The organism is Prosthecobacter dejongeii, assembly GCF_014203045.1.
GTDB lineage: Bacteria > Verrucomicrobiota > Verrucomicrobiia > Verrucomicrobiales > Verrucomicrobiaceae > Prosthecobacter > Prosthecobacter dejongeii.
Window position 1 is genome coordinate 66,778 of sequence record NZ_JACHIF010000004.1, and the last position, 18,546, is coordinate 85,323.

Sequence of the window (18,546 nt, forward strand, 5' to 3'; positions counted from 1 at the left end):
GATCGTCGCCAGTTTGGCCACGATGCTTTTCACCGTGACCGCCTCTCATGCAGAGGACCTGCTGCCGCCCAAGATCGTGCAGCAGTTCCTCGGCAAGTACTGCCTGGAGTGCCACGATGCCGATGCGCAGAAGGGGGACCGCGAGTTTGAAAACTTCGCCCTCCCACTGAAGTCGGAGGCAGACCTCATCTCGGCCAAGGAGATTATTGATCAGGTCACCCTGAAGGAGATGCCGCCCAAGAAGTCCGACCAGCCGACGGATGAAGAACGCCTCGCCGTGCTGCGTGCCCTGCGCGAAGGCACCGTGGCCGCCCGTGGCAAGATCGAAAGCTCCGGTGCACGCACCGTCATGCGCCGCCTGTCCAGCCGCGAGTATGAAAACACGCTCGCCAGCCTCTTTGGCCGCCGTGTGGATACCCTCGGCCTCACCGGCGATTTCCCGAAGGAGAAGACCAGCCAGCACATGGACACCATCGGCAAGTCCCTGGTGACCTCCGGTTTCCTGGTGGACCAATACTTCCAGGCGGCCAATCGCCTCGTCGAAATGCGCCTGGGTAAGCCCGCGATGGAACCCAAGAACTGGCGCTTCAACGGTCACTTCGTCCAATACGAAGAACTGCAAGGCCCGCACAAGTCCGCCTTCAACTACCGTTACCTCAATCTCTACGAGCAGCCCAACACAGACACCCGCCAGGGTGGCTACGGCCACATCGAGGACTTCCTCAAAGGCGTGCCTGTCTCCGGCCTGTACGACATCGAGGTCGAGGCCCAGGCCCTGCATCGCGATACCCATTACGACCCCGCCATCTTCGGCATTGATTTCTCCGAGCCCTTCATCCTCGGCGTCGTCCCTGGCGATATCACCAAAGGTCACATTCACTACCCCCAGCCCATCGAGCCCCTGCTGGCCAGCAGCGTGGTGCCCGATGAAAAGCCCACCTGGCTGAAATTTCGCGTTTGGCTGGAGGCCGGGCAGACCCCGCGCTTCATCTTCCCCAACGGCCCCTTTGAATCCCGCGCTTCCGTGCTCGAGGTCAACAAACGCTACAAGGACGAGTTCAAAGGCAAGGTCAGCGACTCCGGCGTGGGCCGTGCACACATTTTGTTAGAGGGTAAGCTGCCCCACATCCGCATCAGCGAGATCAAGATCCAGGGCCCCATGCCCGAAGTCGGCGGCAGCGCCGAAGAACAGGCCGTCTTTGGCAAGGAAGGCTTCCAGCCCGAGCGCGCCCTGGATCAGCTCCAGGCCTTTGCCGAAAAAGCCTACCGCCGCCCGCTCACCGAGGCCGACCGCCAGCCCATCCGCACGTTTTATGAAAAGCGTCTCGCGGAAAAAGCCACCCCACGCCAGGCCGCGCTGGATTCGCTCAAACTTATCCTTTGCTCGCCGTCCTTCCTCTACTTCAGCGAGATCACCGAAGACTCCGTCAAGGCCCTCACCGCCTACGACCTGGCTACCCGCCTCTCCTTTGCCCTGTGGGCAGCCCCGCCCGATGCCGAACTCCTCGCCTCCGCCAAGTCCGGCAAGCTCACCCAAAAGGCCGAACTGACAAAGCAGGTGAGGCGCCTCATCGCCGATGACCGCAGCAGTGGCTTCACCAACGGCTTTCTCGATAGTTGGTTAAACCTTCGCGACCTCGGCAGCATGCCGCCGCCCCGCGAAACCAACCGCGGCTACTATGCCGAGGACCTGCCCACCTCCATGAAGACCGAGGCACGTCTGTTCTTCCGCGACCTGCTGAAGAACAATGGTTCCGTGGCCCGCTTCCTCCATGCCGACTACACCTTTGCCGACAAGAGGCTGGCCAAGCTCTACGACCTCCCCGAGCAGAAGACTCTGCGCCTTGCCGATGGTTTTCAAAAGGTGAGCTTCAAGGACAACCCGCGTCGCGGCGGGCTGCTCGGCATGGCCGGCGTGCTCACCGTCAGTGCCAATGGCGTCGAGACCTCGCCCGTCACCCGGGGCGTGTGGGTCAGCGAAAACATCCTCGGCATACAGCCACCACCGCCGCCCGATGAAGTGCCCGCCATTGAGGCCGACATCTCCGGTGCCACCACCATCCGCGAGCGCCTGGCCAAGCACAGCACCGACAAGACCTGCGCAGAATGCCATCGCAAGATCGACCCCCTTGGTTTTAGCCTGGAGTCCTTCGACCCCATTGGCCGCTGGCGCAGCAGCTACCCCAAGCCCAAAAACGCCAAGACACCCGCCCCCAAGGTGGACTCCTCCGGCGAATTCCCCTCCGGCGAAACCTACACGGACTTTGCTGGCTTCAAAAAGATCATCCGCGAAACCCGCGAAGACCTCTTCACCCGCCATCTCATTCGCCAGGTTCTTTCCTACACCACTGGCCGTCACATGGAGCCCGCCGACGACTTCGAGATTAACGAGATCCACGCCACCGTCAAAGACAACCGCCTCGGTCTCCAGACCCTCATTGTTGAATGTCTCACGAGCGAGATTTTCCGCTCCAGATAGTCTGGCAAAGAGGTGAGTGCTGTTGGGCCTCGTCCTGCTCGTTTCTTTTTGTTATGCCAGATTGTTGAGACTGTAGGCCTGATGTAGCCTAACAAAAAAGGGTGCAACCCGGAGGCTGCACCCTTGATTGCGAGAAACGAAATTATTTCTTCGCTTCACCACCACCCGCATTGGCCAAGGCCTGCATTTCAGGGGGAAGGAAGGCTTTGAACCGACCTTTATCAATGGCTTTCATGTAGGCTTCCATCGGACTGGCGTAGCCGTCACGGAGCTTCTGCCAGATGGCGTCATCCATGAATTGCATGCCCTGGGCCTTCCCACCGATGATGATGTCGTAAAGCTTCTGGGTGGCACCTTCACGGATAATAGCACCCACAGCCGGGGTAGAAACCATGATCTCATTCACGGCCACACGGCCTTTGCCATCAGCCTTCTTCATGAGAAGCTGGGCGACCACGCCTTTCAGCGAAGCTGCCAACATCGTGCGCACCTGGCTTTGTTGATCTGCCGGGAACACGTCAATGATACGGTCCACGGTTTTACGGGCATTGTTCGTGTGGAGAGTTCCGAAAACCAAGAGGCCTGTTTCCGCAGCCGTGAGGGCTAGAGAGATGGTCTCAAGGTCACGCATTTCCCCCACAAGAACGATGTCAGCATCCTGACGCAGTGCAGCGCGCAGACCATCTGCGAAAGAAGGGGTTTGGATCGGCACCTCACGCTGGGTGATGATGCTTTTCTTGTTCTTATGAACAAATTCGATGGGCTCCTCAACCGTGATGATGTGGCGGCGGAAGTTGGTATTGATGTAATCCAGCAAAGCCGCAAGCGTCGTGGATTTCCCCGAACCCGTTGGGCCGGTTACTAGAACCAAGCCACTGCGCATGTGACCAAATTCCTTAACGACTGGGGGAATGCCCAATTGTTCGAGACTGGCGATCTTCGTCGGAATGATACGAAACACGGCTCCGTAGCCGTTTTGCTGCTTCAAGTAGTTGCAGCGGAAACGGTGTTCGGCATCCATTTCGTAGGCGAAGTCGAGATCGCCTTTTTCAACATAACGTTCCCAGGCGCGGGCCTCGCAAATTTCGCGCATCATGGTCTCCATCGTGGACTTCGTAAGAATATCCGGAGCGATGGCTTTGATGCTGCCGTGGACGCGCACTTTGGGTGGCTGTCCCTGGCTGAGGTGAAGGTCAGATCCGCCCAGCTCAATGAGTTGCTGGAAGTAATTGTCAATGATCGGCATGGTTTTTCAAAAAGTAAAAACGGTGGAAGACGAAGGCGGACTAGCTCTGAAAAAAGAGGCGCATTTGTTGCTTGTCCTCAGCGCGCGATTCACATTCTTCGCGGCTGATGAGGCTTTTGCTGTAAAGATTACGAAGGGACTCGTCCATCGTGATCATACCGACGTTTTTACCCGTCTGCATCACTCCATTGAGCATGTAAGTTTTACCTTCACGGATACACGCCGCCACGGCAGGGGTGTTTACTAGAAGCTCGAGCGCCATGACACGACCATTACCATCCGTCTTGGGCACCAACTGCTGGGAGATGATGCCGCGCAGAGATTCAGACACCATGATGCGGATCTGATCCCGCTGATCGGGTGGGAACACATCGAGAACGCGGTCAAGAGTACGAGCCGAATTGCCCGTGTGCAGGGTGCCTAGGACCAAGTGACCCGTTTCAGCCGCTGTGATGGCGAGCGAGATGGTTTCAAGATCACGCATTTCACCCACCATGATGACATCTGGATCTTCACGCAAGGCACCACGAAGGGCCGCCGCAAAGGAGTCTGTGTGGGTGCCAACTTCGCGCTGGTTAACGTGGCAGCTTTTCGGTTCCACCACGTATTCGATGGGGTCTTCCAGAGTGATGATGTGATCCTGACGCTCTTTATTGATCTCATCCACCAAGGCTGCCAGTGTGGTGGACTTACCGCAGCCCACCGGGCCTGTGACAAGCACCAAGCCGTTGTGATAACGAATGAGCGTGCGGACAGTGTCTGGAAGGGCCAATTCATCCACCGAGCGAATGTGGGTGGTGATGATGCGGAAGGTGATGTCAATCCCAAGGCGCTGCTGAATGACAGAGGCACGAAAACGGCCAAAGTCAGGAGAGTAAGCGAAGTCAACATCGCCCTTTGTCTCCAACTGGTGGATTTGGGATTCCGTAAGGAAGCTGTAGGCAAGGCGGCGTGTGTCTTCCGCAGAGAGCGTCACGGCATTGCCCCAGATCGGTGTTAGGTTACCGAAACGTCTCCAAATGGGCTGGGCTGCGGTGGCCAGGTGCAGGTCGGATGCATCATACTGCATGCAAAAACGCAGATAATCATCCACATGGCCCAGGACGGGCACGAGATCTTGGGGGGCGGCTTGGTCGGACATGAGAAGGGTGGATCACGCACTCGGGCGGTCACCCTCGTGCTGAGAGAAATGTTGGGTCAGATAAGATTGAAGATACTGGCTTCCATATTTCCACGCTGCCTGCCGCACCATGCCAAGCATGGGGGACAGAATTAGCGCAATAAGGCCGCCTTTTGTAGCGGAAGCGCTCAAGTTGTCACGCTCAATCTTGGATCTGGATGAAGGCATGAGTCCGCGGATCAATAAAAGGCCTGCTATGGCTGCGCCACCGGCCCATATCCAGGGGTGCTCACGCAGAGAGCGAGAGATGATGACTTTGGGATTCAGTTCTTCGCTGGCGAGATGTAGATGTGAGCCTAACTGGGCTCTGGCCAAATCCAAATCTTTGATGGCTTGAAGCTTGGAAATCATACGCCGGGAGGTGGGTTTCCAATCCATTCGCGATCACGTTGGAATTGATGGAAGGTTTCTTCAAACACGCGTAATTTTTTCAAACGTGATTTAAGACCCAGTAAAAAAAGGATGGCTAAAAAAAGGTGCCCGCCGGCTGCGCCTAAGGCCACCTTCCACCAAGGCCAGCCCTGGCTGTCTGCTACTAACCAGACCAGTGCGGGTAGCGCTAGCATCCAACCAAAGAGCAGGAAGCCACTGAGCAGCGCAGCGAAAATCAAAATCTCGCTCAGCTTGCTCCCTGCTTCTTGCGCTTCGATCTGGAGCAATCGTCCGCGCGCTTCAGCGTAAAGGGCCAATGTGCGCAGCAACGACCTCACCCGGGAAACCTCGGAGTCCATCATGATTTAGGCTTTTCTAAAAAGGAAGGATTAGCGGCGAAGTAGGAGCCCCACCACTAAGCCTACGCCAAATGCAGTCAGCAGGGCCTGACGAGGTTTTTCGCGGGCCATGGTTTCAGCTTCAGTCACGAGGTTATCGTATTTATCTCGGGCCTGGCTCAGGGCATCGTCAGCATAGTGACGAATGTCGCTGGCTTTTTCAGTCAGGTCCGTTTTCAGTTCCGAGGCCTTTTGCTCGGCCACGGATTTCAGGTGCTGGGCGCGGGATTCAGCCGCACCGCGCAGTTCATTGGCTTTTTGAGTGGCTGCTGCACGCAATTCTTCTGCAGCTTTCATGGCGCTGGCTTTAGCAGCCTGAAAGGGATCATGGGCAGATGGGCTGCCGAAACCGAGATCAGGGATGGATGGCTCGTTCATAAGCGGAGATAGGGATACGGGTTCGAATGTGGTTTTAAGGCCAACTCCCCTTTCTGGCGAATGAAAAAACCGTTGCTAGAAAGTTCTCTCGCGCATTCAGCCAATGACCAGAAACGGGACTCGATTGTTTGCACCAGAGATGGGTGTGGCACGGAAACGATATGCAAGGAGCGTGCCACGCTGCCAAGGGGAGGTTAAGGATTTTTTCAGCCTAACAAAAAGGGCGGAATCCAGGAGGATTCCGCCCGTGAAAATTCACCGCGACCGTTTACAGCTTTGTGTAGCCAACGCTCTCGCATGGCAGATCCCAGAGGGCCTTGAGTTCAGCATCCAACTTGGTAATGCTGAAGCTCACACCTGCCATTTCCTGGCATGTCACGATGCTATCCACGATGGTTTGGTGGACTTTGATACCGCGTGCATCTAGCAAGGGGCGTGCAGCGCGCAAGAGGATCAAAAGTTCCATCATGTGCGTACTGCCCAGGCTGTTAACGAAAAACACGATTTCGTCGCCTGCATTCAAAGGCAGGTCATCCGCAAAGAGGAGATCAATCATCTTAGCAGCCAATTCATCAGCAGTGCACATAGGAATGAGGCCCACACCTTTCTCTCCGTGAATGCCCATACCTAGGCCAATGACATCATCTGCCAACTCAAAGGTCGGGGCTCCTGTGGCTGGGATGGAGCCCGGTTTGGTGGAAACTCCCACGGTGCGGGTGGCATCCACGGCTTTTTGGGCAATCCGGGCCAGTTCATCGAGACTTTCAACCTGGGTTGCAGCAGCACCGGCCAGCTTGACCACTGGGACGAGACCACCAACGCCACGGCGCTTGGCTTTTTCTGAAGGTGGGGCGGAGCAAACGTCGTCATTGATGATGACGGTTTTGACAGTGATACCTTCTTCCTCAGCGAGTTCAGCGCCGATGTCAAAGTTCATGATATCGCCCGCGTAGTTGCCATAAAGATACAGCACACCTTTGCCACGATTCACGGCCTGAGTGGCTTCCAAAACAATGTCCGGTGGGGGGGCTGCGAAGATGTCACCCACTGCGGCACCATCACCCATCCCTTTGCCTACAAGGCCATGATAGATAGGCTCATGCCCGGCACCACCGCCGATCAGGAGGGCTGGTGCGTCTGGACGCAGGTCATTCATCACGATGGAACGCTTGCCGACACGACGAGCCTTGCCGTCGTAGGCCAGCACGAGGCCCTCGAAAAGTTCGTCGGCACATTTCAGGGGATCATTGATGATCTTCTTCGCGGAATTCTTGCTCATAGTCGGTTGCGATGGATTTGGGGCCGCAAGGTGTAGCGGGTAGGCTTTGCGATGTCAAAGCAGGAAGTGATCATCGTCCAATCATGACGGAATCACTCAAGGGAAACGCATTTTCGATCAAATGAAGTCTCGGTTTTTCCCCAGGGAGTAGATAGACCTCTAAAATATCAAACCGGTAGGTGACACAGGGTCTGTGTAAGATGCGCAACCAGTGGTGGGCTCCACGCTGGATGAGCCGGCGTTTGGTGGCATTCACCGCATCCGCAGGACGTCCGTGGTCATCGCGAGTTCGTGTTTTGACTTCCACAAAAGTCAAAACCTCGCCATGCCGGGCGACGATATCCACCTCGCCGCCTCCAGGGGCCGAGTAATTCTGATAGAGTACTTTGCGTTTCTTCTTTCGCAGCCAACGGGCGGCTAGGATTTCTCCCACGAGGCCAATTTCCCGACTCGTCATCGGCTGGCCGAACAAGTTTCCGTGGAAGGGCCTGTGCAGTTTAAAACTCCACTTCATGAACTGTCTTCTTCCCCACAGCCTAGCACGATGGGGTAACCCTTTGAGCTGAGCTAAAAATGAGGCCCGCGAAAATTTCATATTTTCAGGCGCGAAACAGTAATATTTCCGGCAAAGCAGGCATCCACATCTGATCCTGGGGTGCGTGGACGATCTGCATAGGACGCCGAGTAATGATAACCTCCTTCTGGAGTATTCAGGTAGGCAACATTCAGAGGAAGGCGCTCCGGGTAGCAACGGGCGACTTCCGGTAGAGGGAGTGGCCCTGGTGGATGATGTGGGAAATTCACATTCCAGTATTCACCGTCGTGCAGGCGCTCTCCAGAAAGAGTGCCGATGAGATCAATCACCCAAGTGGCAATGCGGGCCCAGTCCATCTCCAGCCCCCGGATCATGTAATGGGAAAAAGCCATCGCCGCGATGCCGTGGTACGCCGCCTCCCGTGCTGCCGCCACCGTGCCGGAAATGACCACATCTTGTCCCAAATTGCCGCCAGCATTCACGCCCGAGATCACCCAGTCTGGCTTGAGGTCCAGAGCAAAAAGACCGATGCGCACGCAGTCCGCCGGAGTTCCATTCACCGCCCAGCGTCGTGGGCCTCTTTGTTCCACCTTCAGCACTTCCCGAGTGGTCACCCGGTGTCCGCACATCGAGAACTCCGTGGTAGGCGCGACAACGGAAACATGGGCGCCTGGAATGGCCAAAATAGCGTCCGTCAAGGCGGCTAAGCCGAGGGCTTCGATGCCATCGTCATTGGTTAGGAGAAAATGCATGCTAACCTGGATTAGACGGGGCCTTCTTGCCTTGTCCACTTGAAAAGCCTCATCGAATCAATGCCCAGAGGTAATGTGCAGGCTTGGTTTTCTGGTTTGGTTGATTGAAATTGGGTGGGTTTTCGGATTGTCTTGTCATTACTTCATAAAGAGGGCACGTTGAACTGATGACCTATACCGCTCGCGCATTCTTTCTAGTGGCCAGCCTTGCTTTGGCTGCCGCTAGTGTCCGGGCCGCACAACCGCGTCTTGTCGTGAGCCAACTGGGCCTGCACCTCATTTGCACGGCCGACGGTCAGCCGGACATGTATAGCTGGCGTATTCCCTCATTGGATACCTCTTCCTCGGCCCGCCCTGGGGATTTTCCCCGTGGGGCGCTCTGGCTCCAGGGTGCCCAAAGTCTCATCCGCCTCGATGCCCAGACTCAGACGCTGGGGGCTAAAACACTGTCCGGCGTGATGAATAACCTTGAGGTGTTTTGGACGGACTCGGGCCTCCAGACGGAACTTGAAAACCTCAGCCTCAAAGGCGTGCTAGATCTGCCAGCCACCGCTCTTTCCCGGAAGAAGGGGGAGGGGATCGACGCTGCCTTACAGCGCCTCAGGATTGAGTTTCAGAGTCAGGGCATGATCGAAATTGCGGAGTAAGTGGAATCCAGGCGATCGTGACGATCAGGAGAAGCAAAAGGTTTGGAATGATTTAATTCTTGCATTTTATGGTAAAAACCATAAATATTGTTTCGAATAGAATCGCTTTTCACCTCTGCTTCTCTCATGATGCCGCTCATCCACAAGATCCTCGTAGAGGCGGGCTGTGCCGAGTTACCATCGGTTCAAGCTGCGGTGGAAGAAGCCTGTTACAATCAGGTCTCGTTTGTTGAGGCCGTTTTGGACTGCGAAGGCGTGCGGGAGAAGGATTTCCTCATGACCCTGGCCCACACCCTGTCCTTGCCCTGGTGGGAAGGCAGTGCGGATACACCTTCTGAGCCGGGGCTGCGCCGTCATCTGCCGGCGGAAATAGCTTTGCGCCATCGTTTGTTACCTATCGCTTTCGAGGAGAAATCGGAGATGGCGGAACAATCCCGTGGTGTCCTGCACATCGCCACGTTCGATCCTCTGAATCTCGTCACTCACCAGCGTGTGGCAGGTAGTTTACAGATCACGGTCGTCTGGCATGTGGGCCAGCGCACTCGCATCGTGGAGGGCCTACAAAAGCTGTATGGTCTGGGTGCGGATACCTTTGAAAAAATCCTTCGGGGACGTGCCGACTGGGCATCCGAGGAGGTGGGTGATGAAGTCACCGTTTTGGATGAACCGGAAAATGAAGAAGCCAGCGTGGTTCGATTTGTGAACCAGATCATCCGCCGGGGGTTAGAACAGCGTGCCACAGACATCCACGTGGAGCCGCAGCAGGATCGCCTGCGCATCCGTTATCGCATTGATGGCCGCCTTGAGGAACTGCCGGTGCCAGAAAACATCAAATCCTTGCAAGCCAGTGTCATTGCCCGCCTGAAGATCATGGCTCGGCTGGACATCGCCGAAAAACGCCTGCCACAGGATGGTCGTATCAATCTGGAACTCGATGGCCTCCCCATTGATGTACGTGTGGCCACGATCCCCAGCGTGGAGGGGGAAAGTATTTCCCTGCGATTGCTTTCGCAGCAGGCCATGACGATTGGCCGCCTGGGGTTGACGGATACCGTGAAGCCAGTGGTGGATGAACTGCTGAAATTGCCCAATGGCATCATTCTCATCACGGGCCCCACAGGTAGCGGCAAGAGCACCACGCTTTACGCCTTTCTCAGTGAAATGAATCAGACGCATCGGCGCATCGTGACGATCGAAGACCCGGTGGAGTACAAGATGCCTGGCATGGTGCAAATTGCTGTGAAGCCGGAGATAGGCCTGACTTTTGCCACGGGGCTGCGCAGTATTCTGCGGGGTGATCCCAATGTCGTCATGGTGGGGGAAATGCGTGACTTGGAGACGACGGAAATAGCCATTCGCGCGGCTCTCACAGGGCATCTCGTCTTCAGCACTCTACACACGAATGATGCCATCGGTGGCATCACACGTCTGGTGGACATGGGGGTGGAGCCATTCCTGGTCAGCAGTGCAGTGCGCGCTTTTTTTGCGCAACGTCTGGTTAGGAAACTCTGCCCACTTTGCAAGGCCCCAGCCGAAGTGGAACGAGAGTATCTCCGCAGCATCGGCTTTCCGCTGAATGTCTCGGGTCAGATCATGCATGCGGTCGGCTGTGAAGCCTGCCGTGGGAGCGGTTATCAAGGCCGTCTCAGCATCTACGAAGCCGTGCTGATGACAAGTGCCCTCCAGCATCTCATCAACATCCGCGCTCACCCGGCTGAGTTCCACAAGCAGGCCCAGAAGGATGGCTACCTACCCATGAGAGGCTACGGATTTCAAAAAGTCCTCGCGGGTGAAACCACCATTGAAGAGGTCCTCAGCGTGACTGCCACAGAGCGCGCCTCAGATGTGCCGGCCAAGAACATTTTGACCCAGCCTCTACATCTCGTGGCGGCTTGAGCTTCATTTTCTAAACACGCTTCTTCATGCCCACTTTTTCCTATAGCGCTCATGGCCCCTCCGGTGTGATCACCGGACAGCTGGCGGCGTCGGATCGGGCCGAGGCCATGAGCCTGCTGGGCAAGCAGCGGTTGCAGCCTTTTAAGCTGGAACAGGCGGGTGCTGCTGCCACAGTCGTCAGTCGTAGTTCTGCACCTGTTACTCCTGTGGGGCCTTTGCGATTGAAGTTAGCTCAGGTTTTACTTTTTACGGAGGAGCTTTCAGACCTGCTCGGGGCAGGGATCCAGCTTGAGCCCGCCTTAGCGACCATGGAGCGGCGACGAGAGCTTTCTGGAGTCAAAACACTGGCCAGCGTGCTGCGGACAAAGGTACGCGATGGCATGCCTTTTTCAAAGGCGGTTGCCGCTACCAGTCCCAGCTTTGGGCATCTCTTCTGCGCTCTCGCTACCGCAGGTGAGGCCAGTGGTACGCTACCCCACATTTTGCGTCGTCAGGTGGCCTACCTGCGCTCTTTAGCGGCATTGCGGAGTAAAGTTGCTTTTGCCCTCATTTATCCAGCTTTCCTTGTGGTGGCTGCTGTTTCGGTCACTCTGCTATTCATTGTTTACCTCATCCCAAAGCTGACGGAATTGCTTGATTCCACGGGCGGTTCTTTACCGCTTGGGGCACAGATTATCCTGAAGTTTAGTGACCTCTTTAAGGCCACGTGGTGGATGCTTGGTCTCGCAGGTGTTGGCCTTTTCATTGTGGTGAAAGCGTGGCTTAAAAGGCCCGATGCACAGGTTCCGTGGGCGCGGTTTTTACTGCGACTGCCTTTGTTTGGCAACATCCTGAAAGCACGTTTTTATGTGCAGTTCTTGGAGACGATGTCTAATTTGTTAGGCAGTGGCCTGCCCATGGTGCAGGCGATGCAGCTCACTCACCAGGCCATTGAGAATCCGTATTTTCAAAAGGAATTTGAAGGCGTGATGCGCCATGTCGGAGAAGGGGTGAGCCTCTCGCGTGCCCTGGATCGCAGTGCCATTTTTCCGCCTCTGCTGCTCGATATGGTGAGCGTGGGAGAACAGACCGGAGATCTTTCGACTGCCTTAGCCAAGGCCGCAGAGCGCTTTGATCGTGAGCTGGCCCAGAAGGTGGAAAAACTCAGTGCCATGGTTCAGCCCCTCATTGTCTGCCTCATGGCTGGGATGGTGGGCATCATGGCCTATCTAATGATCACGACCATCTTCCAGACCATCTCTGGCATGAGCCAGTAGGGCTGCAAAAGTAAAAATTTAGGAAACAGAAAACAGACATTTTACAGATACCCACATGAAGATGCTAACCTCCTCATTCAAACTCCATCCTGCCAGGTCCGCTGGTTTTACCTTGGTCGAAATGGTGCTCGTTCTCGGCATTGTTGCGCTTTTGGTTGGGGCGGGTATTGTTTCTCTTGTGGGTGTGTTAGACTCTGGCAAAAAGACCCGAGTGAAGGCGGATCTAAACACGCTCACAGCGGCCTTTCGCAGCTACGAGACGGACAATATGTTTCTACCCAGTACCGAGCAAGGCGTGATGGCGTTGGTGCAGAAACCCACCTCCCGTCCTGCGCCTGCGAACTACACACCGAAGCTGAAAAAGTTGCTACTTGATCCTTGGGGCAACCCGTATCATTACAAGCGCCCTGGTGCCAAAGATAAAGGCGGTTTTGATGTTTATTCTGCTGGTGCAGATGGATTGGCAGATACCGCAGATGACATTGGAAATTGGGATCTGTAAAGCGGCTTAAAAGGTCTGCATTCTCCGTATGACGATTCATCGCTCAGATAGACACGTTGGCTTCACTTTGGTGGAAGTCTGCGTGGCTATGGCCATCGCTGTTTTGATTCTGGGAGTCGCCACTTTCAGCATGGCGGGTTTGCAGGGGGAAGTGAAGCTGAAGCGCATGGCTTCCCAAGTTGAATCCTTGGCGCGCGAGTCCCTGCTGCAAGCTGTGATGAAACAGCGTGTCATAACTCTGGATCTTCAAGGAGGGCTCGGTACTGAGGGCCGGCTGCAGGTGCGCCGTGTGGGCGATAAAACCTTTCGCCAGCCCGTTCGTGGTGAAGTGTGGGAATTCAGTCCCTCAGGCATCTGCGAGCCCGTGGATGTGCGCTTGAGTAATGAGGTGGGAGAAATCGAACTCGGATTCGATCCTCTCACAGGTTGTGCTGTCAGAAAGGAGGTTCGGGTGAAATCATGAAGACGTATCCAAAGACCGGCCTAATCAAAAGGAGAGGAAGTTTTACAGGTTTGGGAAATCGCAGGAACTGCGAAGAAAACAGTTACTGGGCTGCTCCTGATCACATGCGGGGACCGCGCCCATTAGGAAACCATTCGCTATCTTCTCTTCGACTCCAGCAAGCTCGGCGGGGTTTCGCCTTGCTAGAGATCATCCTCGCTCTGGGGCTTTTCTCTCTGGTTGCTGTGGGCATGACGCAGGCTTTGGACCAGATCGCAAACACTTCCAAGCAATCTCGTCAGGAGGCACAACTGTTGCGTGTGTTGGAGTCGGTGTTGGCGGAGGTGTCTCACCAGCCCGAGCTGAAAGCGACGACTGTCAGTTTCCCTCAAAGTGTCGATGGTGTGGATGCCCGTGCCAGCATTGTGAAGGTCAAGCTCATGACCAAGGATAAAACGGAGCTGGATCACATGTTCCACGTCCAGGCTGAAGCTTGGTTAGAAACGGGGCTGAAAAAATCCCTCAGACGGCGCATGGAAACCTATGTTTATTCACCCCACAGCCTATAGACATCCAGCGCGTGGGTTCACGTTGTTAGAAGTCATCGCCGCCTTGGCGCTGATCTCGCTGATCATTGGCGGGGGCTATGGTGTGGCGGATGGATCTCTGAAGCTGGGATCTTCCATGAACAGGGCGCGCATCTCTGAAATGCGCGTGAGTAACTTTATCCATCAATGGCGTGACTGGCTGGAAAATGTGCCTCCGGGTCTGCGATTTTTTTCAGGACTGGACAAGGTGAAGCGTGGAGCAGCAGGCACGCTGCTGGTGGAGGGAGGGTCCGTTCCTTTCACATGGAATCCTTCCCTGCGACTGGCTGATGCCGTGGAGTTTGCCACCATTCGTGGAGAAGAGCCGAAGTCCCTGACTCTTGTGATTCGCCATCTCAAGCGGTTGGAAAAACCCACCGCGATGGATGCTTATGAGCAAATCGCTGAACTGCCGCTTCTCACAGGCCTGAAGGAATTCAAAACGCAGTTTTATTCAGCGGAAGATAAACGTTGGTTTTCTTCTTGGAATCCAGATAAACGCCCCGCGCCGCCTTTGTTTATGCGGATGCAGTTTACCTTTCTCAAAGATGCCCGTGAGCATGGAGCGACTTTTTGGATTGCGAATGATCTTGTAGGCCGTGATCAAGAGGGGATGGGACGACCGGCAATGGGGCAAGAGAGATCTTCTGGAAACCTATAGTTACCTTTGATTGCACTCACCCTTATGCACGTTCATCTTCCACCACTTCGCCGTCAGGGCTCCGCGTTAATCGCGGTGTTCTGGATGATCGCGATTCTGGGGTTGGTGGTCTATGCGGGAGCTAAGGCTTTGGAGACAGACTCCAGCTACGCCCGCCAGATGCGAGGCCGGACCTATGCGAAAAGACTGGCGCAAATGGGCATTGAGATTGGTCGCCATCCTGCCTTACCGGAAAACGATCCGCTGCTGCGTTATACTAGCCCTGATGGAGGCAGTTATGAAGTCAAAATCGTGGCGGAGGAGGCGCGATTCAACATCAATACCCTTTTGCAAAAGGATGATCGCATTCTGCTGCCTCGTTTGTTTGCAGCCTGGGGAATGAAGCCAGAATTTGCTGCGGCTTTGATAGATGCACTCAAAGACTGGGTAGATGTGGATGACCGCACAGGTCTGAATGGGGCAGAGAAACGCGATTATGAAAAAGCGGGTCATGAGGGGATGCCTTTCAATCGCCCCTTCAAAGAGGTGGATGAAATGCTGCTCGTGCGCGGCATGGCGGAGGTGAATGTAGCACGCCCGGATTGGCGTGAGTGGTTTACGGTGCATGGCGATGGGCGGGTGGATGTGAACGATGCGCGGGCAGAGCTCATCGCCCTTCTAGTGAATGTGCCTGTAGAGCGTGTGCAGCCGCTGCTGGCCCTGCGGGCGGGCCGCGATGGCGCACGCGGAACACAGGATGATGTGAAGCTGGGATCTGTGCCGCAAGTGGCTCAACTCCTGGGCGTATATCAGCCCCAGGTGGTGCAGCAACTCACGCAGTGGATTCAATTCAATGGGCCGATCCGCCGCATTGAAAGTATTGGCCAGTTCGGTGATATTCGACGTCGTTTGATCCTAATCACGCAAAATCAACAGGCGCTCTGGCGCGGAGAGATTTCTATACATGGCCAAAACTCGTAAACCCACTCAAGACCTGCTTTTGCCAGGAGCAGCGGGCTGGGAGCGCTGGACAGGCGTGCCAGGGGAGTCATGTGCTTTGGCGGCGGATGGTCGTTCGAGTGGAATGAGCTTTGGCAAAGAGACGCAGACTCGTTTGTTGGCCTTACCTCTTGCCAATCTGTGGGTATTACCGGCATGGTTGCAGGGGGAAGCAGGGCACCTTCGGGACATGGCGGCTCTGCATCTGGAGCGTCTGGGCGTGCGTGTGGCAGATCTCACTCATGCCTTACAGATCCGCAGCATCGCGGAGCGTGAAGGCGCGCACTTGGTGTGCATGACGGCCTTGAAGGAGATGCCTGTGCCTTTGGCGGACCTGACTCGCCTACCCGATGAAATCTTACCGGCCACGGCGTGCCTGCCGCTGCCTGAGGATGCCATGATTCTTTATCGGGAGCTGGGTCGTTTGGTGCTTGTCATTACTCACGGGACGGAGCTCGTGTATGCCAGCCCCCTTTCCTCCCTAACGGTGGATGAACATGCCTTAGGGGAGGTCAATCATCTGTGTCTCCAGCTAGGTTTCCAAGGGGTGCTGGGGAATGTGCGCCACCTTGTGCTTTGGCTAGAGGATGAAGGAGATCTAGAGCAAATCAAACGTGTGACAGGTTTACCTGCTGTGCGTGAAGAGCGGCCCATTCCTGTCATGCCTGCATCCGGAGGTAGTACTTTAGTGCCGTCCGAGATTCTGACCGCGCGCGCTCAAAAGGCCCAGAGGGGCCGCATTCGTTTGCTGGCTCTGAGTGCTGGTTTTGCCCTAGCTGCTGCGGTGGCTGTGATGGCGGTGCTGATCGCCTGGGCCACGCAGGAGCGCGACTTGCTGCGCGAGCGCGTGGCTGTGCTGACCCCACAGGCCTCACAGGTGCTGGATCAAAGGAAAAGCTGGCAGGAGGCTGCTCCTGCGGTGGATCCGGCATGCTTCCCCATGCAGGTGCTTTTAGACTGCATGATCCCGAAAGCGGCGGAAGAGGTTTCAATGACACATTTTGAATGGGTGCCAGAGCGGATTTTATTGCGGGGGCGCATGCCTTCGCCATCGCTGGCGCTCCAGTATGCTCGGGAGATCTCTCAAGTCCCGGGCTTGGCAGATTATTCCTGGGAAACTCCGGCACCTGTCATCGCTAGTGATAACAGTGCGACCTTTGAAGTGAAAGGAGCTGCCCGCCCATGAAGCGCAGTGAACGCCTTTTGTTAGGCCTATTTGTCATCGTCTTCCTAGTCGTAGTGGGCGGTGGGGCACTGACCATTGGCCTCAATCATTACCGCAGCATCACCGAGGAAACCGCAAGGTTGCGTGATCGCTTGGTAGATATGAATCAAGCCATCACCGAGGGAGCTGAATGGCAGCGGCGCAGTGAGTGGCTGAATGAAACAGTGCCTACCTTCGCCTCACGGCAGGAGGCTTCTGCATGTCTTCTTGAGGTGATTCAAAAGGAAGCGGAAAAAGCTGGGCTGGCGCTGGCTGGCCGCGAGTTTTTAGAAGCGCCGAAAGAAATCGCCGAAGACGGTCTTCACTTTGAGGCTAGCCAAGGTTACTTTGACCGTGCTACGGTGCGACTGACCTTGAGTGCTGTGAAGGAACAGGCTTTTTTCACCTGGATGCATGGAGTGCAGCAGCCCGGTCGTTTCCTGGGGGTCACGCGTCTATTGATCACCCCAACCGGGCAGGGGAAAAGCGTGAATGCGGAGGTGGAAGTCACCCAGTTTTATCATGAAAATGCAGTGGGCACTGGTGAACCAAAAGGAGGGGAAAAGCCATGAAACTTTTTTTGTTAGGAGCATGTTCTCTGGCAGGCAGTCTTGTTGCACAAGATTCCACCGTAAAATTGCCTCCGCCTGTGGCTTTCCCAGAACTGAATCATTATGCGCCGCTGTGGGAGAGGTCTCTCTTTACGACTCGGGATCTCCCTTCGCCGGATGCTCCAGCAGGGCCATTGTTTACAGACACTCTTTCATTGGTCGGTGTCTATGAGGTGGATGGTCAGGTGGTGGCGGTGCTGGTGGACCGAACAACTTCCCTCATCAGTGAAGCGCGACTAAATACCGACAATGAAAACGGCATCAAAATCCGAAAAGTGACCCCCGGAGCCACCATGGACAAAACGCGCGTGCAATTGCAAAAAGGAGATCAAGCGGGGTGGGTGAGCTTTGCGGAAGCTCCCCCCCCAACTCCAACCGCACCAGCTCTGCAGACGCGTCCTGCCATTGTACCGGCTCTCAGCTCCCCCCTCCTCCCCCCTGCGCAAACTCCGGCGGCCACGCCCAAAGGGGATGTTCCTTTACCACCTCCTTAAGACTTCATTTTCAAGTTGCCAGTTAGGTAGCCGGATGTGAGCTTGTCCGTCATGTTCGAACTCGTGGAGTTTCCCCCGCTCAATTGGCTGGCAGCGCTGAAGGCGCTGTTCGCTCTCTGCATCGGTCACGCGATTGCAGATTTCCCTTTGCAGGGGGAATATTTGGCCACGGGCAAAAACCGACGATTCTTGATTCGACTTCAGGACCCGTCCCGGCCTGTCAGCATTTGGTTTGCCTGCATGAGTGCGCACTGTCTCATTCACGCAGGGGCGGTTTGGCTGATCACGGGCTCCGCTCTTTTAGGTGGGATTGAGTTGATCGTTCATTGGTGCATTGATGTGGCGAAGTGTGAAGGAAAGACCACGTTTAACCAAGATCAGATTCTCCACGTGGTTTGCAAAGTGGCCTATGTCACCATTGCGTGGGCTGGCTGGTTAAACTTGTAAGCAGGGCTGCCGAGTTTCTCACTACGCGTTTTTGCCTTACTAAAGGTAGGGGAGGAGAAGAATTTGTCAGTCGGTTAAAAAGGCTGGAGCGGTCGTGAGCAGCGATCATGCAAAGAAGTCAGGCCATTGCTTTGGGGGCAACGTTTGAAGTTATGGGTTAAATGGCTAGGGGGATTTTATAGTAGCTGTAAGCGTAGGTGTA

General features: G+C 55.6%; 21 protein-coding genes. 13 read left to right on the plus strand and 8 right to left on the minus strand.

Features of this window, described 5'->3' with window-relative positions; translation table 11 throughout:
* The first annotated feature begins 22 nt into the window (after positions 1-22).
* The gene (locus tag HNQ64_RS10820) at positions 23-2,479 is read left to right on the plus strand and encodes a DUF1592 domain-containing protein (RefSeq protein WP_343075892.1); all 2,457 of its coding nucleotides are present in this window, start codon (positions 23-25) and stop codon (positions 2,477-2,479) included.
* Positions 2,480-2,621: 142 nt separating this feature from the next.
* Here the strand turns inward: HNQ64_RS10820 and HNQ64_RS10825 are convergent, their stop codons facing one another.
* The 8 genes from HNQ64_RS10825 to surE form a co-directional block, all read right to left on the minus strand.
* A complete protein-coding gene (locus tag HNQ64_RS10825) occupies positions 2,622-3,725 on the minus strand; it encodes a type IV pilus twitching motility protein PilT (RefSeq protein WP_184208391.1) in 1,104 nt (367 codons plus the stop codon).
* 40 nt (positions 3,726-3,765) lie between these two features.
* Positions 3,766-4,866, minus strand: a complete 1,101-nt coding sequence (locus HNQ64_RS10830) for a type IV pilus twitching motility protein PilT (RefSeq protein ID WP_184208392.1) — start codon at positions 4,864-4,866, stop codon at positions 3,766-3,768.
* Positions 4,867-4,878: 12 nt separating this feature from the next.
* On the minus strand, positions 4,879-5,256 hold the full coding sequence (locus HNQ64_RS10835) for a hypothetical protein (RefSeq protein ID WP_184208394.1): 378 nt from the start codon (positions 5,254-5,256) through the stop codon (positions 4,879-4,881).
* Positions 5,253-5,639 (minus strand): phage holin family protein, encoded by a 387-nt coding sequence (locus HNQ64_RS10840; protein WP_184208396.1) that lies wholly within the window; start codon positions 5,637-5,639, stop codon positions 5,253-5,255. Before HNQ64_RS10840 ends, HNQ64_RS10835 begins: the two co-directional genes overlap by 4 nt.
* A gap of 27 nt (positions 5,640-5,666) precedes the next feature.
* The gene (locus tag HNQ64_RS10845; protein WP_184208398.1) at positions 5,667-6,053 is read right to left on the minus strand and encodes a DUF883 family protein; all 387 of its coding nucleotides are present in this window, start codon (positions 6,051-6,053) and stop codon (positions 5,667-5,669) included.
* Between the two features lie 268 nt (positions 6,054-6,321).
* The gene (locus HNQ64_RS10850; RefSeq protein ID WP_184208400.1) at positions 6,322-7,332 is read right to left on the minus strand and encodes a dihydroxyacetone kinase subunit DhaK; all 1,011 of its coding nucleotides are present in this window, start codon (positions 7,330-7,332) and stop codon (positions 6,322-6,324) included.
* A 70-nt stretch (positions 7,333-7,402) separates the two neighbouring features.
* Complete coding sequence (locus tag HNQ64_RS10855) at positions 7,403-7,846, minus strand: YraN family protein (protein ID WP_184208402.1); 444 nt, start codon at positions 7,844-7,846, stop codon at positions 7,403-7,405.
* Positions 7,847-7,923: 77 nt separating this feature from the next.
* Entirely contained in the window at positions 7,924-8,619 is a 696-nt protein-coding gene (gene surE / locus HNQ64_RS10860) for a 5'/3'-nucleotidase SurE (RefSeq protein WP_184208404.1), read from the minus strand.
* A gap of 167 nt (positions 8,620-8,786) precedes the next feature.
* Between surE and HNQ64_RS10865 the strand changes: the two genes are divergently transcribed.
* The 12 genes from HNQ64_RS10865 to HNQ64_RS10920 all read left to right on the plus strand — a co-directional run bounded on the left by HNQ64_RS10865 (position 8,787) and on the right by HNQ64_RS10920 (position 18,344).
* Positions 8,787-9,266: a hypothetical protein gene (locus tag HNQ64_RS10865; RefSeq protein ID WP_184208406.1), complete on the plus strand. Its 480-nt coding sequence runs from the start codon at positions 8,787-8,789 to the stop codon at positions 9,264-9,266.
* 126 nt (positions 9,267-9,392) lie between these two features.
* Complete coding sequence (locus HNQ64_RS10870; protein WP_184208408.1) at positions 9,393-11,162, plus strand: GspE/PulE family protein; 1,770 nt, start codon at positions 9,393-9,395, stop codon at positions 11,160-11,162.
* Between the two features lie 26 nt (positions 11,163-11,188).
* Positions 11,189-12,418, plus strand: a complete 1,230-nt coding sequence (locus tag HNQ64_RS10875; protein WP_184208410.1) for a type II secretion system F family protein — start codon at positions 11,189-11,191, stop codon at positions 12,416-12,418.
* A 61-nt stretch (positions 12,419-12,479) separates the two neighbouring features.
* Complete coding sequence (gspG, locus tag HNQ64_RS10880; RefSeq protein ID WP_184208412.1) at positions 12,480-12,920, plus strand: type II secretion system major pseudopilin GspG; 441 nt, start codon at positions 12,480-12,482, stop codon at positions 12,918-12,920.
* A gap of 88 nt (positions 12,921-13,008) precedes the next feature.
* A complete protein-coding gene (locus tag HNQ64_RS10885) occupies positions 13,009-13,383 on the plus strand; it encodes a hypothetical protein (protein ID WP_184208414.1) in 375 nt (124 codons plus the stop codon).
* Positions 13,384-13,562: 179 nt separating this feature from the next.
* The gene (locus HNQ64_RS10890) at positions 13,563-13,931 is read left to right on the plus strand and encodes a hypothetical protein (protein ID WP_184208416.1); all 369 of its coding nucleotides are present in this window, start codon (positions 13,563-13,565) and stop codon (positions 13,929-13,931) included.
* On the plus strand, positions 13,906-14,610 hold the full coding sequence (locus HNQ64_RS10895) for a type II secretion system protein (RefSeq protein ID WP_184208418.1): 705 nt from the start codon (positions 13,906-13,908) through the stop codon (positions 14,608-14,610). Before HNQ64_RS10890 ends, HNQ64_RS10895 begins: the two co-directional genes overlap by 26 nt.
* Before the next feature lie 84 nt (positions 14,611-14,694).
* Positions 14,695-15,570, plus strand: a complete 876-nt coding sequence (locus HNQ64_RS10900) for a type II secretion system minor pseudopilin (RefSeq protein ID WP_184208420.1) — start codon at positions 14,695-14,697, stop codon at positions 15,568-15,570.
* Complete coding sequence (locus HNQ64_RS10905) at positions 15,554-16,774, plus strand: hypothetical protein (RefSeq protein WP_184208422.1); 1,221 nt, start codon at positions 15,554-15,556, stop codon at positions 16,772-16,774. Before HNQ64_RS10900 ends, HNQ64_RS10905 begins: the two co-directional genes overlap by 17 nt.
* Positions 16,771-17,364 (plus strand): hypothetical protein, encoded by a 594-nt coding sequence (locus HNQ64_RS10910; RefSeq protein WP_184208424.1) that lies wholly within the window; start codon positions 16,771-16,773, stop codon positions 17,362-17,364. Before HNQ64_RS10905 ends, HNQ64_RS10910 begins: the two co-directional genes overlap by 4 nt.
* On the plus strand, positions 17,361-17,897 hold the full coding sequence (locus HNQ64_RS10915; RefSeq protein WP_184208426.1) for a hypothetical protein: 537 nt from the start codon (positions 17,361-17,363) through the stop codon (positions 17,895-17,897). Before HNQ64_RS10910 ends, HNQ64_RS10915 begins: the two co-directional genes overlap by 4 nt.
* A 51-nt stretch (positions 17,898-17,948) precedes the next feature.
* Positions 17,949-18,344, plus strand: a complete 396-nt coding sequence (locus HNQ64_RS10920) for a DUF3307 domain-containing protein (protein ID WP_184208427.1) — start codon at positions 17,949-17,951, stop codon at positions 18,342-18,344.
* Positions 18,345-18,546: the final 202 nt, after the last annotated feature.

Excerpts from the sequence above, each read along its gene's own strand:
- HNQ64_RS10840 (WP_184208396.1), bottom strand. The coding sequence starts at position 5,639 with ATGATGGACTCCGAGGTTTCCCGGGTGAGGTCGTTGCTGCGCACATTG.
- HNQ64_RS10900 (WP_184208420.1), top strand. The coding sequence starts at position 14,695 with ATGATCGCGATTCTGGGGTTGGTGGTCTATGCGGGAGCTAAGGCTTTG.
- surE (WP_184208404.1), bottom strand. The coding sequence starts at position 8,619 with ATGCATTTTCTCCTAACCAATGACGATGGCATCGAAGCCCTCGGCTTA.
- HNQ64_RS10850 (WP_184208400.1), bottom strand. The coding sequence starts at position 7,332 with ATGAGCAAGAATTCCGCGAAGAAGATCATCAATGATCCCCTGAAATGT.
- HNQ64_RS10845 (WP_184208398.1), bottom strand. The coding sequence starts at position 6,053 with ATGAACGAGCCATCCATCCCTGATCTCGGTTTCGGCAGCCCATCTGCC.
- HNQ64_RS10835 (WP_184208394.1), bottom strand. The coding sequence starts at position 5,256 with ATGATTTCCAAGCTTCAAGCCATCAAAGATTTGGATTTGGCCAGAGCC.
- gspG (WP_184208412.1), top strand. The coding sequence starts at position 12,480 with ATGCTAACCTCCTCATTCAAACTCCATCCTGCCAGGTCCGCTGGTTTT.
- HNQ64_RS10885 (WP_184208414.1), top strand. The coding sequence starts at position 13,009 with ATGGCCATCGCTGTTTTGATTCTGGGAGTCGCCACTTTCAGCATGGCG.
- HNQ64_RS10820 (WP_343075892.1), top strand. The coding sequence starts at position 23 with ATGCTTTTCACCGTGACCGCCTCTCATGCAGAGGACCTGCTGCCGCCC.
- HNQ64_RS10915 (WP_184208426.1), top strand. The coding sequence starts at position 17,361 with ATGAAACTTTTTTTGTTAGGAGCATGTTCTCTGGCAGGCAGTCTTGTT.
- HNQ64_RS10855 (WP_184208402.1), bottom strand. The coding sequence starts at position 7,846 with ATGAAGTGGAGTTTTAAACTGCACAGGCCCTTCCACGGAAACTTGTTC.
- HNQ64_RS10830 (WP_184208392.1), bottom strand. The coding sequence starts at position 4,866 with ATGTCCGACCAAGCCGCCCCCCAAGATCTCGTGCCCGTCCTGGGCCAT.
- HNQ64_RS10875 (WP_184208410.1), top strand. The coding sequence starts at position 11,189 with ATGCCCACTTTTTCCTATAGCGCTCATGGCCCCTCCGGTGTGATCACC.
- HNQ64_RS10870 (WP_184208408.1), top strand. The coding sequence starts at position 9,393 with ATGATGCCGCTCATCCACAAGATCCTCGTAGAGGCGGGCTGTGCCGAG.
- HNQ64_RS10895 (WP_184208418.1), top strand. The coding sequence starts at position 13,906 with ATGTTTATTCACCCCACAGCCTATAGACATCCAGCGCGTGGGTTCACG.
- HNQ64_RS10865 (WP_184208406.1), top strand. The coding sequence starts at position 8,787 with ATGACCTATACCGCTCGCGCATTCTTTCTAGTGGCCAGCCTTGCTTTG.
- HNQ64_RS10905 (WP_184208422.1), top strand. The coding sequence starts at position 15,554 with ATGGCCAAAACTCGTAAACCCACTCAAGACCTGCTTTTGCCAGGAGCA.
- HNQ64_RS10910 (WP_184208424.1), top strand. The coding sequence starts at position 16,771 with ATGAAGCGCAGTGAACGCCTTTTGTTAGGCCTATTTGTCATCGTCTTC.
- HNQ64_RS10825 (WP_184208391.1), bottom strand. The coding sequence starts at position 3,725 with ATGCCGATCATTGACAATTACTTCCAGCAACTCATTGAGCTGGGCGGA.
- HNQ64_RS10920 (WP_184208427.1), top strand. The coding sequence starts at position 17,949 with ATGTTCGAACTCGTGGAGTTTCCCCCGCTCAATTGGCTGGCAGCGCTG.